8 protein-coding genes are annotated in these 16658 nt (G+C 44.9%); all 8 read right to left on the reverse strand.

The annotated features are described in order from the left end of the window. Window positions 1–313: 313 nt before the first annotated feature. The 8 genes from CFE23_RS09555 to CFE23_RS09590 all read right to left on the reverse strand — a co-directional run bounded on the left by CFE23_RS09555 (window position 314) and on the right by CFE23_RS09590 (window position 16479). Window positions 314–1006, reverse strand: coding sequence for a LytTR family DNA-binding domain-containing protein (locus tag CFE23_RS09555; RefSeq protein WP_291087142.1), 693 nt, complete (start codon window positions 1004–1006; stop codon window positions 314–316). Then, window positions 999–2036 carry a histidine kinase gene (locus CFE23_RS09560; protein ID WP_291087144.1) on the reverse strand — a complete coding sequence of 346 codons (1038 nt, stop codon included), beginning with the start codon at window positions 2034–2036 and terminating at the stop codon, window positions 999–1001. The genes CFE23_RS09555 and CFE23_RS09560 overlap by 8 nt, the downstream gene beginning before the upstream one ends. A 335-nt stretch (window positions 2037–2371) precedes the next feature. Next, complete coding sequence (locus CFE23_RS09565) at window positions 2372–2647, reverse strand: hypothetical protein (RefSeq protein WP_291087146.1); 276 nt, start codon at window positions 2645–2647, stop codon at window positions 2372–2374. A gap of 253 nt (window positions 2648–2900) precedes the next feature. Beyond that, a complete protein-coding gene (locus CFE23_RS09570; protein ID WP_291087148.1) occupies window positions 2901–3536 on the reverse strand; it encodes a LuxR C-terminal-related transcriptional regulator in 636 nt (211 codons plus the stop codon). Window positions 3537–3599: 63 nt separating this feature from the next. After that, complete coding sequence (locus tag CFE23_RS09575) at window positions 3600–3974, reverse strand: hypothetical protein (RefSeq protein ID WP_291087149.1); 375 nt, start codon at window positions 3972–3974, stop codon at window positions 3600–3602. Window positions 3975–4904: 930 nt separating this feature from the next. Continuing rightward, the gene (locus tag CFE23_RS09580; protein WP_291087152.1) at window positions 4905–5339 is read right to left on the reverse strand and encodes a hypothetical protein; all 435 of its coding nucleotides are present in this window, start codon (window positions 5337–5339) and stop codon (window positions 4905–4907) included. Window positions 5340–5670: 331 nt separating this feature from the next. Continuing rightward, window positions 5671–8703 (reverse strand): histidine kinase dimerization/phosphoacceptor domain -containing protein, encoded by a 3033-nt coding sequence (locus CFE23_RS09585; RefSeq protein WP_291087154.1) that lies wholly within the window; start codon window positions 8701–8703, stop codon window positions 5671–5673. 114 nt (window positions 8704–8817) lie between these two features. Further along, on the reverse strand, window positions 8818–16479 hold the full coding sequence (locus tag CFE23_RS09590) for a hypothetical protein (protein WP_291087156.1): 7662 nt from the start codon (window positions 16477–16479) through the stop codon (window positions 8818–8820). Between the last annotated feature and the right edge of the window lie 179 nt (window positions 16480–16658).

Consider the following 16658-nt stretch of genomic DNA (forward strand, 5'->3'; position numbering starts at 1 on the left):
ATTTAAACAGCTACGGTAAATCCTCCCGTCAGTTCGCGTGTCGTGGACCGTGCGCCAGCAAAGGGGCACGACGTATCGAGAACCCATGCTGCGCAGACACTTCCCGTTTTGCGCTTATTTAAACACCTACGGTAGATCCTCCCGTCAGTTCGAGTGTCGTGGACCGTGCGCCAGCAGAGGGGCACGACGTATCGAGAACCGCGTCACTCCACCCGGCGTTACATGGACTCCGAACAAAAGCAGCAGAACACCATTCACGCTAAAAAGGGCTGGTGCAAACATATGACCCGCAAAACAAGAGAACTCCAGTCACTTATCCGTGGATTTGAGAAAAGAAATGGGCCCGGTATGTTTCAGAAATAGGGATAATCTGGTTTGAGATCTTGATCCGGCTGCGTTCAATCGCATCAATTTTACCGATCGCAACCATATACGACTTATGCACACGGCAGATCACGTTGGCCGGGATAAGCTGCTCAAACTCCGAAAAATTCTGAAGCGTCATAATGCGCTTGTTCACCGTATGGATTCTCCGGTAATCCCGCATCCCTTCAATAAACAGGATCTCATCGAGATTGACTTTTTCCAATCGGTTTTCGGTCTTTACGAAGATGCATTGCCGCGCCAATGCCTGTGAAGGTACCGCGCCGCTCTTGTCCTGGATCCGCGTTACGGCCTGTAAAAAGCGTTCAAACGAAAAAGGTTTGAGCAAATAATCGGTAACATCAAGCTCATACCCTTTCAGCGCATATTCTGAGTAGGCCGTCGTAATAATGACCTGGCAATCTAAACGGGAGCTTTCAAGCAGTTCAATACCCGAAAGCTCGTCCATGTTAATGTCTAAAAAAAGGATGTCCACCTTGTTCAACTTCAAAAAGGCAAGGCCTTCAAGGGCATTGTCAAATGTCCCAAGCAAATTCAAAAAAGGTGTTTTCAAAACGAAACCTTTGGTCTTTTCCAAAGCCAAAGGTTCGTCTTCAATGATGATACAGGAATATTTAATCATGGGTCAAAGTTAATGTTACTTTGTAACATTGGTTTACGTTGGTGATCGATAAGTCGTGCTTTCCGGGATACAAAAGCGCAATCCTCTTTCTGATCAGATCATTACCGATACCGTGATCCGCTATTTGAGACTTGTTGTTATCACTGTATTTATTCTGGCACTCAAAAACAATCTTTTTGTCTGTTACAGCCAACGAAATGGTGATGGCATCTGCCGCTTTTTTGTTGCCCGTGTGTTTAAACGCATTTTCGATAAACGGAATCAAGACCATTGGCGAAATCATTTGATGGGCAATGCTTCCGCTTAAGGTAAAGCGCACAAAATTGTCGTTCAAAGTCCTGGTCTTTTGCAAAGCAATGTACTTTTCTATGTATTCAATTTCCTTAGACAATGCAATCGCTTCCGTTTTGGTCTCAAAAAGCATAAACCGAAGAATTTCCGACAATTTGTTCAAGTACTCTGAGGCCACTTTGGGATCCCTGAGTATCAACGCATCAATATTGTTAATCGTATTGAATAAAAAATGCGGGTCTAGTTGTGCTTTTACCAAAGCAAGCTCAATCTCGGTGTTTTTCTCAAGAAGCGCTTCCTTTAATTTGATCTCATCATACCAGTTGATAAATCCTTTAAGAATGATGCCCATAATACCTGCGGCCAATCCAATAAGCGACATACAGGCAATTTCTGAAAGAAAAGACACTGAACCGTCTTTAAACATGACCCCTGAACCGAAAAACAAGCTCAATGACAATCCGCCAACCAGCGCAGCACCCACAGCATACAACACACCATAAACCAATGAAAGTCCTGTTTTATTGGTTTGGATGTACTTAGGAAACAGTTGGCAATAACAAAGATAAAACGTGATAAAAGGAGGCAATACCGCAAATGAAAATCCTACTTTGGCAAGGTACCCGGGACTGATACCAGAAGAAAACCCCATCGTTGCGGCGGCAAGGATAACAAATAATAAAAAAAAGTAGGCAACCCAGAACCCTAAATGGATGACAAAAACGAACGACTTTTTCATAAGAAACAAATTTAATGATTAATAACTGAGGTAAAAGTCTGCGTTTGCTTTTGCGGCAGCAAACCTAATATGCAAAATGGGTTATCTCATCTGCAAAAAGGTATTATTTGAAACAATAGCATCCCATCGATGGCTTTGTTGAGTCAAAACGGAATTGTACAGCTGCGGGTTTGAATTAATTGGATCTACCCGGCCACTGGGTATGTTTCCGGACGCCAGCACGTGCGGGGAAGGCAAAGATCGGGAGGGCAGTCAGAATAATCCAATGGGTATGATTCAGGAATAAATGCCAGGCACTCAGGAGCGCTCCAAATAGCCCGCAGTGTCAGGCAATCCTAGCTCCCAAAGCCTTCCTCGAGGTTGATAAACCGCGTCGCCGCAGTCACTTCCAGCATGCAATAAGCCTCGAGCCGCACCACATCGATAATGTGGCTGTACCATTGCTGCCGTGTCCACCCTTTTAAGGCCGCAGGCGCATACAGGTAGCCACGTGCCGCGTCCCAATGCACTTCACTCGCGGTACGGTAGATGTGAGGAAAAGTTTGCTGTGCAGGCCGCACAAAGAGCCTGCCCATGTCGTCGATACCAATTTCTGCAATCGCATCTGTCATACGTTTCCGGATAAGGATGCAAAGATAACGCGTACCATACGAAAACCAAGCCCTGTCAAGCGTTTCCTGCTTCCAGAGTGGTGGACGAAGGCCGGGGAGCCAGTGTAATGGAGATCAGGGGTAGGGGAGTTGCGGGGGGAACAGTGGCATGCAGTCACTGAAACGGAGGTCATAGAAGACTCCAGCCACCTTTAACTAAATCATATAAACACTTAAATGGGAAGGCAAGCTTAGGGAAGCCCAGTATAGGCAGCTATCCCCCGACCATAGCCCTTGTAAGCTGTGGGCGTGCCTTGACGAACAAACGCGACATCTCAATCACGTTTTTGACGTTCGTTTTCTCAAAGATGCGTTTCTTGTAGGTACTCACCGTAGAAGCGGCAAGGTTTTTCTTTTGGGAGATCGTCGCAATGGTTTCACCGCGCACAAGCATCATCCCAATCTCAATCTCCCGATCTGACAATAACGTCCCAAGGCTTTTGAGCTTGCAGTTTTTATTGCGCCTGAAGCGTTTCCCGACCTTGCGGTAACGCAAATGGAACGTGAGTAACTTTAGGATTTCCTGAGGGGATTGGTTCTCCAGGATCATCTCGACCTCATGCGCCTTCAGGAAGGCAGCGGTCGCCGCATCTGGCTGGTGGTAAGCAAAAGCAAAAATCTTTATCGGCCTTGTACGGCCCGCAAGCTGTTGAATCAGTTCAAGCCGCGAATCATGCGCTCCCCTGATCTCAATGATGGCGATGTCAAAAGAATCCCATACGGTACGATCAAGAGCCATCGATCTGTCTGCCGCTGTAATCTTGCTGGCCAATATGCCATCGTGGATGATGGAAGTGAATCCAGCCTTTATAATTTCGTTTTCAACGTAAAGAACAATATTGATATTCATAATGCTGTATGCTTAAAGTCAGGTATAACACAATAAATAGACAATCCCCGCGAAAGGCGTTGCCTATTTGCTTACACGTGTCTGCAGTCGGTATTTTTTAGTGATAATTGGTTCAGGAGCTTCTGCCGTTGCATCAAACATGCCATTGATCATCGTGAGTTTTAGGTCTAGGGCCCACTTTAATTCAATATTTTTCCGCCATTCAATCAACGATACACAGGGCATAATGTACACTGCGTCTGAAAACATTAAATCCTGGAGGTTCAGCTTTACAGCCTCGTCACGTTCCAGCGAGTCATTGGTTAAGCGGAGTATCGGATTGCAGATGATAAACCCGGATTTGGTCAATTGCTTTTGTGTCTTTCGGAATTTTGCCTCGCAAAAGGCATCGATAAAGGAAGGAACCTGTCCAATGAGATACAATTTCTTTTTTTTCATGATTTTAATAATTAAAGATTATTAAAAAATCAGGCAAACTGAACTAAGACCCCAAATCTATAAATCTGAAAACAACCTCTACAATTGTTAACCAAAAACTAGTTTGCCTGATTAGTATTCATTGCTACAGGGAAGTACACACCTTTTTTCCGGTGTTAACCCAACACCAAAAAATATTCCAACCGAATGAGAAAAAACAATTGGGTACTACTGTTGTGAACTTAAAAAAAATAAAATGAATTACGAACGGAGTGGAACCTGTCAATTAAGGATTGTCCTTCACCTGTAATAGCAATACCCAAAAATATTCGTTTTAAACCGCATGATATTGCTTATAAACAACAGTATGTGTCAGAATACGACATCAATTTGAAGTCTTCCATACAGTATCGAAAACATCCTCAAATGAGCGTACCACACATGGAAAAACAGCTGTAATCGGGAAAATAACCAAAACCTAAACACTTTTGCGAGCCTGCGCAATGCATACATCTTAGATTCACTGTTGTTTTGCACAATCAAAGTGGAAGTGTCCGGAGTTGCTGGAGCTGTAGGAAATGGGAACGCGGGTAACGTAATTCGCCCTAGGGGTTATAAATAAAACCAGGCAAACACTTCAGTACTTAAAATTTACAATGTGGAATCATTGTGGCCAGATAATGGCCTTGAAGTTTGTTTGCCTGATTGGTTTTGATTGGTGCCCAGTTTGTTATTGTCCGCATCACTGTAAATACCCAAACATTTTTAACCCAATCAGGGAACAGTGCTGCAAAGAGACATTTGGCAAGGCAAATTCTAGAGCACCCGGAACCAGTCTTCCGCAAAAGGGGCACGCAATCAAATACCTTTCATCAAAACTGAAGTAAAAATAAAGGAATTAACACGCATTACGTGGCTTAAAAAAGATAACGTATGCTAAATACTTCGATTTTATTTGGTGTGGTGATCCAGCGTGCCCTTCGTCCAGAATTCATTGGCGGTATGCAGGCTTTTAATAACATGCTGGCAGACTTTTTTCGTCACATTAAAATCAAATAGGTGGGCTTTACGGTAACGGAAAAGGCTTCTTTCTGCGCCGTCAAGATATGGGTGTACAATAATCGGCTGCATGTTTTTAAAATCATGCGCGGTCAGTTTCGTAGGTTTGACATTGTATCCGGATGCGGTGGTTAGGCCATCGGGCGATGAATTAGCCAGGTCAATACTAAAACCGCTGTTTGTGGACGAGAAGTGAAAGCTGAGTAGGTTAATCCTGTTTGGCGTGATTCGCCTGAAGTGTGGAAATCGTCCGGTGAAATTCATTTCGTATAATACCGGGATAACATGAACTTTAAGTTCCTTAATCATTTTTTTTCGGTTCGCCATTTGTTGTCATTTGATACTACCTGAAGCCAGGGCTTTGTTGTATTGCATTCAATTTGTTCAGTAAAAAAAATCAGGCAAACGTTATTAATTATCTAAAATCCATGAAAAAACCGCAACAGTACACAAGGTACAAGTCACAATAAGTTTGCCTGATGGGGAACTGCGTTTAGTTAGTTGGTTGATTATAATATCTGAACACGTTGTTAACATCAAAGCACGAAAATACGCCACATATCGGGCTTGATATGGCTTAAAAGCAACAATAGGTGTTAGATATTGATATTATCTTTTGGTCTGCTTCGGAGCGTCCTTGAGGTTAAAGGGTAGGGGGCTACAGGATCGTGAAGTCATTTCGAATATCAATTTCGTCGAAAAGAATTACGTAATTCCGATGGTCAGCGTCTGGCATTCTCACCTCCGCCTTTAGTTGTTGTGCCAGCAGGCTTATCAATTCTAAACCGAAAGACTTACTTCGTCGTTTCTCGTTACGAAAGCCAATGCCGTTGTCGCCCATAATCAGCTCAAACCTGTCGGACGCGATGCGCTGCAGATGAATGGAAATCACACCCTGTCGGTTGTTCGGAAACGCATGCTTCAGCGAATTGGTCATGAGCTCATTGATGATCAGGCCAAGCGGTATCGCTGTTGAAAGGTTCAGGATCGTGTTTTGGGTCTGTATATCAATATGTATTCTTCCATCGTTATTTTCAAAGGTGTCGCTAATCGATTGGGCAAGGCCCTCCAGATATAACTGAAAATTAATCTTATCGAGTGAGTCCTCGCTTTGATATAGGGTTCTATGGATTAAAGCCATAGTCGTAATTCTCGTTTCACTCTTTTGCAGAAACTCCTCAATGTCGATGTAGTTTTTTCGCCTGGCCTGAATATTGAGCATGCTAATAATGAGTTGCAGGTTGTTTTTTACCCTGTGGTGCACCTCTTTCAGCAACACCTCTTTTTCCCGCAGCGACTGTGCCACGGTACTTCGCGAATGTTCCAGTTCGTAGACGGTTTCACGTAGTTCCGCTGTTTTTTCATTAATACGGGCCTTCAATTGTATTTCGTTTTTCCGGCGTAACATCGCGCCCACCTGATATGAAATATAGATAAATGACGCAAACAGCAGAAAGCTTAGCCCCCAGAACCAGAATGTTTCATAAAAACGGGCTTCAAAATCCAGCCTAAATGTCTGCGTGATGCCGGGATCATTGGAAAAGCTATGGGTGGAGATTCTCAATTGTAATGTATGCGCACCATTTCGGTAACGTGCCATCTGGAACGAGTTGCCCTTGATTTCCGTCCAATGATCTTGGTCCTCAAAGCGATAAGCAATGGTGAGGTTCTCCCGGTTATAGTAATACCCATAGCTGAAATTGAAGGAGAGCACGTCAGCACTACTTGGGATTTGATATTTGTTGTTTTGCCGGATAATCGTGTCTGTGTTATTGACCACGAGATTGTTCAGCAGGATTTTTCCAATAAACCGATGCTGCCGGACATCGGTTGGCTTAAACCATACAAAGCCTTTCATTGACGTAAAACCCAATATGCCCGACTCAGTTTGTAGCGAAGGATGTGTACCGCCGCCATTAAACTCATTAGTCAGCAGCCCGTCTTCTTTTGAAAACTTGTAGCAAGCCAGCGGCAGCCGCCTCAGGATGTGAATAAGTGCCGACTTTTTTTCAGTTTTCAAAAGTCCGTAGTTGGTACTGATCCACAAGTTTCCTTCTGAATCTTCCTCAATCGCATGCACCGCATCCATATCGATATTTTTGTCGGTCACTTTATACACTGTCCCATGATGCATTAAAAAAAGCCCATCGCCGTAGCACCCCACCCAGTACACCCCTTTGCCAACTGGTTTAATGTATCTTGCATTGACGTGCTCAAGTCCTTTGACAAGGGAAGTCGTCCCTTGTTCCGGTGAATGAAAGAACAACCCTTTTTCGGTGGGAATTAGCAATCCGTTGTCGACGGCATAAATGCCATTGATTAACCGTTCTGCCAGTTTGCTGTTTAATCCATTTGTTCTTTTAAATTGGCCATCTACAGATTGATAAACCATATAAAGGTGGGTAATATACAAACGGTTTTTATAATAGGCATACCCCGAAAACCCGGAATAGATGGGTTGAATTAAGTCTGGATAGGTGAAGTCGTAGTCGTTTTTCCTGGTGTTGACGTTCCATAAATTATTTTTTGCATGGAAATACAATTTGTTCTTAACGGGAAGTAAAAACCTTGTGTTCCTGAAATCTGCCAGAAACTGGTCTGGTGTTGCCTTACGGGTTTCAGGATTGAAACTCCAGCCAGATGCACTGTACCATTTGTTTTTCGAAACCGCCGCGACCGCGTAACAATAGTTGATGGACTTATTTAATTTGTTTTCATCAAACAGGACGGTATTAAAAAGGATGGGTTTGACAATCGCCATTCCCTCTGTCTTTGTGCCAATCAGGTATATGCCCTCGTCCTCTAATTTAGTAATTGAGGTAATGTCGGCGGCGGGCGCCTTAAAAAGGAATTCTGTACGCAGGTGGTTGTTTTGGTATACAATTTGATATATACCACCTTTGTATTTGAGGTAATAGCGGTCTTTTGAACCCAGAATTTCCAGGTCAGATAGGTTCGTCAATGAGCGGCGCAGGTACGACTGGATTTTCTCATCTACTGAAATCTTCTTGTTTATTATTTTACCTTCAGAAATGGGCGTAATTTTACCTTGATCTGCGACCAATATGTCTTCTCCAAACTGGAGCAGCACCATTCCTGAGGAACATTTTAAGTCAAAATTTCTGATTTCGCCATTTTTGTTGTAAGCAATGAGGTGATCATATTGCGGAAGGTAGAAGAAGTTTTGGGTAAGGGAGGCAGTCTGGAATGTGACAGAGGTATAATCGAGAATTTGTTTTTGAATGCGTTCAGCGCTGAACACTTTTTTCATTAATGAATCAGACTCCGTGAAACAGATTTCATTGGAGGTAAAAATAGCCTTTGCGAGTTTTTCAACAGTTACTTGTTCAATGACATTGTGATTAATCGCGTATAGTTTACATTCAGGATTGGTTACAAAATAGATCTTGCCGGTATGCATGTCCTTACCCATCCTGATAATTCGTTGTTTGCTTAACGCAGGATATTTGGTATCCTTAACCTGGGTGAGATTTGCGCCATCGTAGCGGTATATTCCTAATTCTGTGCCAATCCATACAAATCCGTCGTCATCGGGGATACACGATCGGACAATCAATTGCTTTAGCCCGTTTTCAGAATTTACCCATTTGGTCGTATATTGATGTGCAGCAGGCTGAGCTATTCCTAACTGAACAGCGCAAATCAACAGTAAGGCGTAGAGACGTTTCATTTCTGTAGTTTGCCCTAAGGTAATAATTTTGTAAGACTATTACTGTTTTTGTTTGTCTTTTACCGCTTGTTGTATTTGCCGGGCAGGCAATGAATCCCATTAGATTCAATCAAGTTACCTGCCCAGTATTTTTTTATACCGTATGGTGCCATCGTTTAATGTTATCCTGACCAGCAGCAGCTGAGATGGAGCATGCAGCGCAGGTGTCGAGTATATTGATTCCGATAGATCATTTTTAGAGAAAATGGTCTTACCTGGAATATCATAAATTTTGACACTGCTGATTGTCTGTATGCCCGCATCGATAATCAGGTAACCGTCTCGTTGGATTACACTGAAACCATCCATACTATTTTCATCAAGGCCCAATAAGGAAGATGTAAAGCGGATTTCAAAGCGGTCATTAAATGTGCCGCTTGCCGTGGTGAAATAATAACCATTTTGTTTCAGATTTTGATAGGTATTCGTAGCCTTGTCCACTAAAAAGATGTCCTGATCCTGGAATAGCCCATCGAAATTTTCGAGATTTATAGAGAAATTGCCTCCGTTCATGGACACGTATCCCAGCGCAATTACATCGCTCACATCAAACGGAATGCTGCGCCCCTGGATGGCCAATATTTCTGAGCCCAAAATAGTGTAAAGCGATACCGCATTTCCGGCTGGTAATGTCCTCCCATCAAATTTACTGTCGAAGCCGTTTGTAGCCCCTTGGATATACCCAATGAGTGTTTGATTGTAGGAACCTTCGGTGTCCGATATATTCAGCCAAAACCGATGCTTTTCAATGGTGCCCAAAGCGGTTTGGCTTGTGTTGGTACTGCTTCTGTAAAATTGGCTGTTTTGCCCTGTAACCCGCATTTCATTCCTGAATGTTGCAGCATAGGTACCCGGTGCCAACGCATCATTCGCTTCAATGAAGAAACTTTGCCCGGCAGCGACTTTTCCGGTGGGAACGCTGCCGCCGGTAAGTGCAGCGGAACCGGCACCGACGCCACCAGTTAAATTATATTTTGCGTAGTCATCGGTGGTGTAATTGTTGGTTTCAGGCCCTGGAATCGCATTTGAGATGGCCGTGTTGTGTGTCCAAAGATAAATGGTTCCATTCACTACATTCGTATTTGCCGGATCCAAAATGAATTTGTCTATATCCAATGCGGAAGGATACGGATTCCCAATTAAATTGCAACTTAACCCTGCAACCCGCAAAATTGGAGCTTCAATGATTCCATTATTCGGAACACCACCAAAAGTTGCTGTGTAAATTTGCGGCAGCGTATAATCCAGATTATCGGGCGCCCTGACGATATATCCCACCCCAGGCGTCATGATCGTCAACGGACTTTCAGGAACCCAATTTACATTTGGGTTGTAGGAATGGTAATAAGTGTTTGTTGCCAATGCACCTAAAGTCTGGTTGGCAACGGGAGAAGAAAAGTAGGTGTAGTCATCCTGCTTTAGCGGCGACGTATTTCTTTTGAAAATAATATTCCCGGAATTAACAACACTATTGTCGACCTGTACAATACTGCCATTGTTTTCGACAACTAATGATGCATTTGGTTCTACGACAATGTTTTTCTGTACCAGCATCGTTACCCCATTTGGAATGGTGAGTTGTGATGTTCCCGTAACCTGGCAGGAGCAGGCGGTAATGTTGCCGCCAAGATTTAAGTTATCGGCAACGACAACCGTTGTTCCGGCGTTGGGTACACCTGACCACACTCCATTGTAGGTAATGGCCGGCGGGACATTGATTAAAAAAGGGGAAGTGGTTTGCGGATCTCCACATGAGCCGCTGGTCAACACGGCCCGCAGCCAGGTCGTGACGGTTAAGCCGGAAGCTAAGTAAGTGGTATCGTTTGCTCCCACAATATCCTCATAAGTGATGTTATCGGTTGATGACTGCCACTGTGGGGTGCCCGCAGAGCCCGCCAGTGTGAACAACGTCGAGTTGGTTATGGAACAAACATTGACAGCAGATAGCGTGGTGCCCGATATCGAAATATTTCCGGAAGCAGCATATGGAAGGACAATCACTTCAACCGAATTTGAAATAGATGATGAACACAAATTTGTGGTTACAACTGCCCTATAATATTGCTTTTCGGTAAGGTTAATGGCCGAATAAGTACTGCTTGTAGCTCCAGATATATTTGTGAAATTAATATTGTCGGGAGAGGATTGCCATTGGATATTCCCGACGAAACCGGTTAACTGGATTTCAGTGGTATTTATACCCGTACACACTGTAGCGTCACCGGATGCAATACCTGAAAAACTTGCTGGCCTGACATACATTATAGCAGTAGTCGTAGACACAGCGTTGCAAATACCACTGCTTACTATTACCTTGTAATAAGTCGTAGCGTTTAAATTGGCGGCTGAATATACTGTAGAAGTGGCGCCTGGGATGTCTGTAAAGGTAACATTGTCAACGGACGACTGCCATTGGACATCACCAATATACCCGCTGATCGTCAGATCGGTACTATTAATGCCTGAACAAACCGTCGTCGTTCCGGATATCGTTCCCGCAACCGGAATGGGATTGACAGTAATGGCTACACTCCCGGGGTAGGCGCTGGTGCACAGCCAGTTGGAGGTAAACGCCCTGTAATATGTTGTCTCTGCCAAATTATAAATGGCTAAAGTAGTTGCGGTGGCCAGCGGAATGTCTGTAAAATTGATGTCATCCACCGACGACTGCCATTGGATGGCACCACTGCTACCTGATAGTTCGAGTACTGCGCTGTTGGCGCCAAAACACAATGAGGTACCACCAGTGATGGTTCCAGCTACAGGAGAAGGATTAACAAAAATGGTGACTGCATTGGATGTTGACGTCGAACATAAATTACTCACTATTGCCCGATAATATTGTGTTGTCGTCAGGTTTTCCGCGGTATAGGTAGCAGAAGTGGCTCCGGGAACGTCAGTAAAGGTTACGTTATCCGAAGATACCTGCCATTGCACAGCGCCAACAGCACCGGTTAATGTAATTGTTGAACTATTAACTCCCGAGCAAACGGTGGTATTCCCTGTTGCCGTGCCGGAAGACGATATCGGGTTGACAACAATTGCTACTGAAGTTGTTGTTGCCGACGAGCACGGGCCATTGGTCACGACCACCCGGTAATAGGTGGTTACTGGAAGGTTGATGATATTTAAAGAGATTGACGTAGCACCGCTGATGTTATTGAAATTGATGTTGTCCGGGGACGCCTGCCACTGCAGTACACCTGCAAAACCGGAAACGTTTAGAGAAAAACTATTGGCAGTGCCGCAAGCGCTACCGGCGCCACTGATAGTGCCTGCGACTGCTACGAGCGGTACCACTATAATATTCACGGATGTTGTGACCGCGGCAGCGCAGCCGGGGCTTGTTAGAAGCGCCCTGAAATAAGTTGTAGTCGCCAGGTTGGTGGCAGTATAGGTGGTTGCATTCGCACCCGGAATAATACTCCATGAAGCGTTGTTAGGCGAAGACTGCCATTGTATTGAACCGCTGCTTCCGTTTAACGTCAATTCCGTGCTGTTTAGATTGGCGCAAACCGAATTTCCACCACCGGTGATGAATCCTGCGACTGCATTGGCGCCGGAAACATTTACGGTAACAGTAACACCGGTTGTATATATCGGTAAAGCAGTGCCGCCTGAAGTTTCTACACAGGTAGGCCCATTTTTCCGCCTGACCCAATAAGTGGTGGTTGAGGATGGTGAAACAGTCATCGAGGCGCCAGGGTTGGCGATGATGTTAGCCCCAACGACACTTCCGGTTCCCCATTCGTAGGTACTCCCTGCGACGTGTGTGCCCCCGGTAGCCGTAAGCGTGGTGCTGTTACCTCCACAGATGGTTGTTGTACCCGTAATGGCAGTTGGAGCGGTGGATAGGTTCGTACAGGCAGTATAGTTGAAATTTAGGCTATAATCACCATTTCCCTGGGCATATTCAAGTACCAGGTTGGTTGGACCGCTCAGGAAGGCAGAATAGGTAGTCTGGGTCGCCGTCCATTTATTGATGACCCATGTCACGCCGCCATCAATACTCAATCGGGCCCCATCGTCTGACGAAATTGTGAAAGTATAATAACCGGGGGTAAAGTTCTTCGTCATTTTGTATCGCACAGAAAAGTACTGTTCAAAATATCCGCACATGGTCGCTGCCGTAAATTGAGCAGGGGTGGTGGAGCCAACCCAGCCAAAAAATGAAAAGGTGTCAGAAGGTGTGGTGAGGTAGCCGGCATATAGATACGGGTTGTTAAAGGCGATCGCGGGCGTTGATGGCCATGTGCCCGTTTTTGAAGCATATACATACCCGATCCACTTGCCATTACCATAGTCGGTAGTATTGCCGGCTGGCGTTTGTGGACTCGCCGTAATTACCGTAACTGTTTTAAAGGCAGCCGCACTGTAGGTGTTGCAAATGCTGTTGTATCTCCTGACCCAATAGGTTGTGGTGACGAGCGGAGAAATAAATATTGAACCACTGTTGTTATTACTAATGATATTCTGGCCCACCACCGTTCCGGTACCCCATTGGCAAGTAGAACTGTAAGAGTAAGGAACAGACAAAGTGGTATTGGTACCCAAACACATGGTACTGCTACCTGTGATTGAAGTGGGCGCAGGTGCTCCTGAGCCCGTCTCGCAATAGTTGAAGGTATGCCTCGGATTATAGGTTGACAGGTTAAAATATTCTACGACGAGGTTAACATTGCCACTAAGGGGCACACTGGTTGAAGTGGTAATATTGTAGGCACCGGTTGACACCCACTTATTAATAAGCCATGTCGTACCGCCATCTACACTCATGCGGTAACCGCCATTGGATCCCACCCTAAAGACATAAGTGCCTGATGGAAAATTACGGGTCAAACGGTAACGGTAAGCACCATTGGTATTGTTCCAATTGGTTCCACAAACATTGGTACCCATATTGCCGCTGAAAGTGTAGTCGTAGGTTTCAACACCGATACTGGTGTTAAATCCCCGATAAGTAGTAGTAAACGCATCCGATGGTGGATTCGCCCCATCATGCTGGGCGTAATAATAAATCCTCCAGTTCGTGCCGGTACCATATACGGTCGGATTTCCGGGTGGCGTACAGATTAGTACCGAATATACCGTACTGTAGGCCGTACAGGAACCCATTGTCGAGGCAACACGGTAATAGGTACTCACGAGCACATTATTGACGTTATAAGTAGCCGCCGTTGCATTGGGTATATCGGTGAAATTAACGTTGTCTGTAGAAGACTGCCATTGTCTAGACGTTCCTGAATTTCCTGTTAAGGTCAGCGTAAGGTTATTAAAACCTGAAACAACCCCGGAACTGGTTCCAGTCACTCCAGTAATGCCAACTGTACCTCCGGAAGCAGTATTATTCACAATAGAAACTAAAAATGAAGCGGAATTAACGGATCCACAAGTGCCTCCTGTCACACGTGCCCTAAAATAGGTTGAAGCGGTATAATTGTTTGCCACAAAAGTAGGTGAGGTGGCACCTGAGATATTTGAAAAGGTTATATTGTCGAGTGAAGACTGCCATTGAATCGTGCCATTATGTCCACTTAACGTAAGCGTCGCGCTGGTGCCCAAACATATCGTGGCCGGTCCGGAAATCGTTCCTGCTATCGGTGCAGAAAAGGTTAATGTGGAAACCGTACTATAGGCGGGCGGGCAAAAGATATTGGTAATCTTAGCGCGGTAATACGTGGTCGAGGCTATATTTAAGGCCGTATAGGTCGTACCGGTAGCACCCGTGATATCGTTGAATGTAACATTATCCAATGATGATTGCCATTGTATACTGCCGTTGTACCCGGTTAGTGTCAACGTCGTATTGTTTATAACACTACAAATTGTTGTTCCACCGGAAGTCGTCCCGCCGATAGGTGAAGGCCCTACCACCATATTGACACTCGGTGAAAATACGGGAGTGCACGCACCGCCACCCACCATCATGCGATAAAACGTAGTTGAGGTGAGGTTTGTGATGGTAAATGTCGCGGAGGTTGCACCGCTGATATCTACAAAATTGATGTTGTTAGTTGACGACTGCCATTGTATCGCTCCTACAGTTCCTGTAGCGGTTAATGTCGTACTGTTCGCGCCGGAACAAATTACTGAAGCACCTGAAATGGTTCCTGCCAACGGCACCGGACTGGCATTGATAAGCAGTACGTTCGAATACCCAGGCAGGCAGCCAGGATTTGACACCGCGGCCCTGTAATATTTGCTGCCGGCAAGATTGGTAACTGTATAACTCGAAGTAGTTGCGCTTGGAACGGGCGAAAATAAGATGTTGTCAGTGGACTCCTCCCACTGGATGGTACCCTGAAATCCATTTAAAGTTAAGGTGGCAGCCCCCACGTCAGCGCAAAGTGTATCGCTGGTGGCTGATGCGGTACCTGCAACCGGCGTTGGCTTAACGATGATGCTTACTGGGTTCGTGTATACTTCCTGGCAGCCGCCACTGGTCACTTTAGCCCTGTAAAAAGTGGTAGTGTTCAGGTCGATAACTGTCAACGAGGCAGAAGTTGCGCCATTTATATCTGTGAAATTAATGTTTTCTGGCGTCGATTGCCATTGTATCGTGCCTACGTTTCCCGTCAAATTCAATATGGTAGTGTTGCCCGACGCGCACACGATCTGTCCCCCCGAAACAACTCCTGCGAAGGAAGCTGCACTGGCTGTAATGGGAATAATATCGGAGTACACTTCCGGGCAGCTTCCATTTTTTACCCGAACCCTGAGGAACGAACTGATTACTACGTTTTCCATCGTGTAGTTTGGGCCATTCTCACCATCAATATCGGTGAATGTTATACCGTCAGCAGCGTTCTGCCATTGGATGTTTCCGGAGTAGCCATTTGCGGTTAGTGTCGTGTTGCTTCCGTAACAAACCATCGTGTTTCCGGTAACTGATGTTGGGGCTACAGAGCCATTTGTTACTGTTATTGTTTTTGTAATCCCGGAAGTGGTCAGCGAACAGGGAGCAGGGTCGTTGCGACGCACCCAGTATGTTGTGGTTGTGGCAGGCGTAACGGTCAATGTTGCAGTGGTTTCACCGACCAGAATATTGGAACCGATATTGTTTCCAGTACCCCATTGGTATAATGCTCCAGGGGCTTCGTATCCTCCATTGGCGGTAAGCGTCAGCGGTGTTCCGTTACAAACCTCGTTGACTGAGGAGATCTGAGACGGTGCCGTCGAAAAGGTGTTGCAGGATACATAGGAAAAATTGACCCGGGTATTGTTATTCTGGTTGTAATATTCCAGGACTAAATCAACGTTTCCGTTTAGATAATAGGAGCCCGAGGAAGATTGGTAGGAATGATTTGACCAGTTTGATAAAGCAAAGGTCAATCCGCCATCGAGGCTCAGCCTATACCCGTCATTACCACCTACGGTAAAAGTGTAGTATCCTGCAGTAAACGTCTTTTGCATTTTGTAACGCAAAGCAAAATTGTTATTGTAGCTCCCGCACAAATCAGTTCCACTAAGTAGGTCAGCACCAAGATTATTATCGAACTGTTCGTTTTCTGTGATAAACCCCCGGTATGTGGTCGTAAATGCATTGGCTGGAGGATTATTTCCGTCTGTATCCGCATAAACATACCCTATCCACGAGCCATTTCCGCCTACAACCTGATCGCCCGGCGGAGTAGGGCATTGGGCCATACTTCTGTTGGTAAGAAAGAGCATTACCAATAGGATAAAATTGAAAAATGCCAACCTGCTCTTTGCTGTTTTGATGTGTATACTTTTCAAAATTTTAGTTTTTAGGGTTTAGTAATTTTCCATAATGCGCTGTAGATAAGACAGCGCAACAGGATTTGCCACGGGAAGAAACGGATTGTCACGTGTAATTGTAACGATTCAATTACACAAAGCTAATTACAGCTACAGGCATCAATATGCTTAATAAAGTCACGAAATGTTTTAATTGG

The organism is Flavobacterium sp. BFFFF1, from assembly GCF_002256285.1.
GTDB lineage: Bacteria > Bacteroidota > Bacteroidia > Flavobacteriales > Flavobacteriaceae > Flavobacterium.

Coding starts and splice junctions, on each gene's coding strand:
- CFE23_RS09555 (WP_291087142.1), bottom strand. CDS start 1,006: ATGATTAAATATTCCTGTATCATCATTGAAGACGAACCTTTGGCTTTG.
- CFE23_RS09560 (WP_291087144.1), bottom strand. CDS start 2,036: ATGAAAAAGTCGTTCGTTTTTGTCATCCATTTAGGGTTCTGGGTTGCC.
- CFE23_RS09565 (WP_291087146.1), bottom strand. CDS start 2,647: ATGACAGATGCGATTGCAGAAATTGGTATCGACGACATGGGCAGGCTC.
- CFE23_RS09570 (WP_291087148.1), bottom strand. CDS start 3,536: ATGAATATCAATATTGTTCTTTACGTTGAAAACGAAATTATAAAGGCT.
- CFE23_RS09575 (WP_291087149.1), bottom strand. CDS start 3,974: ATGAAAAAAAAGAAATTGTATCTCATTGGACAGGTTCCTTCCTTTATC.
- CFE23_RS09580 (WP_291087152.1), bottom strand. CDS start 5,339: ATGGCGAACCGAAAAAAAATGATTAAGGAACTTAAAGTTCATGTTATC.
- CFE23_RS09585 (WP_291087154.1), bottom strand. CDS start 8,703: ATGAAACGTCTCTACGCCTTACTGTTGATTTGCGCTGTTCAGTTAGGA.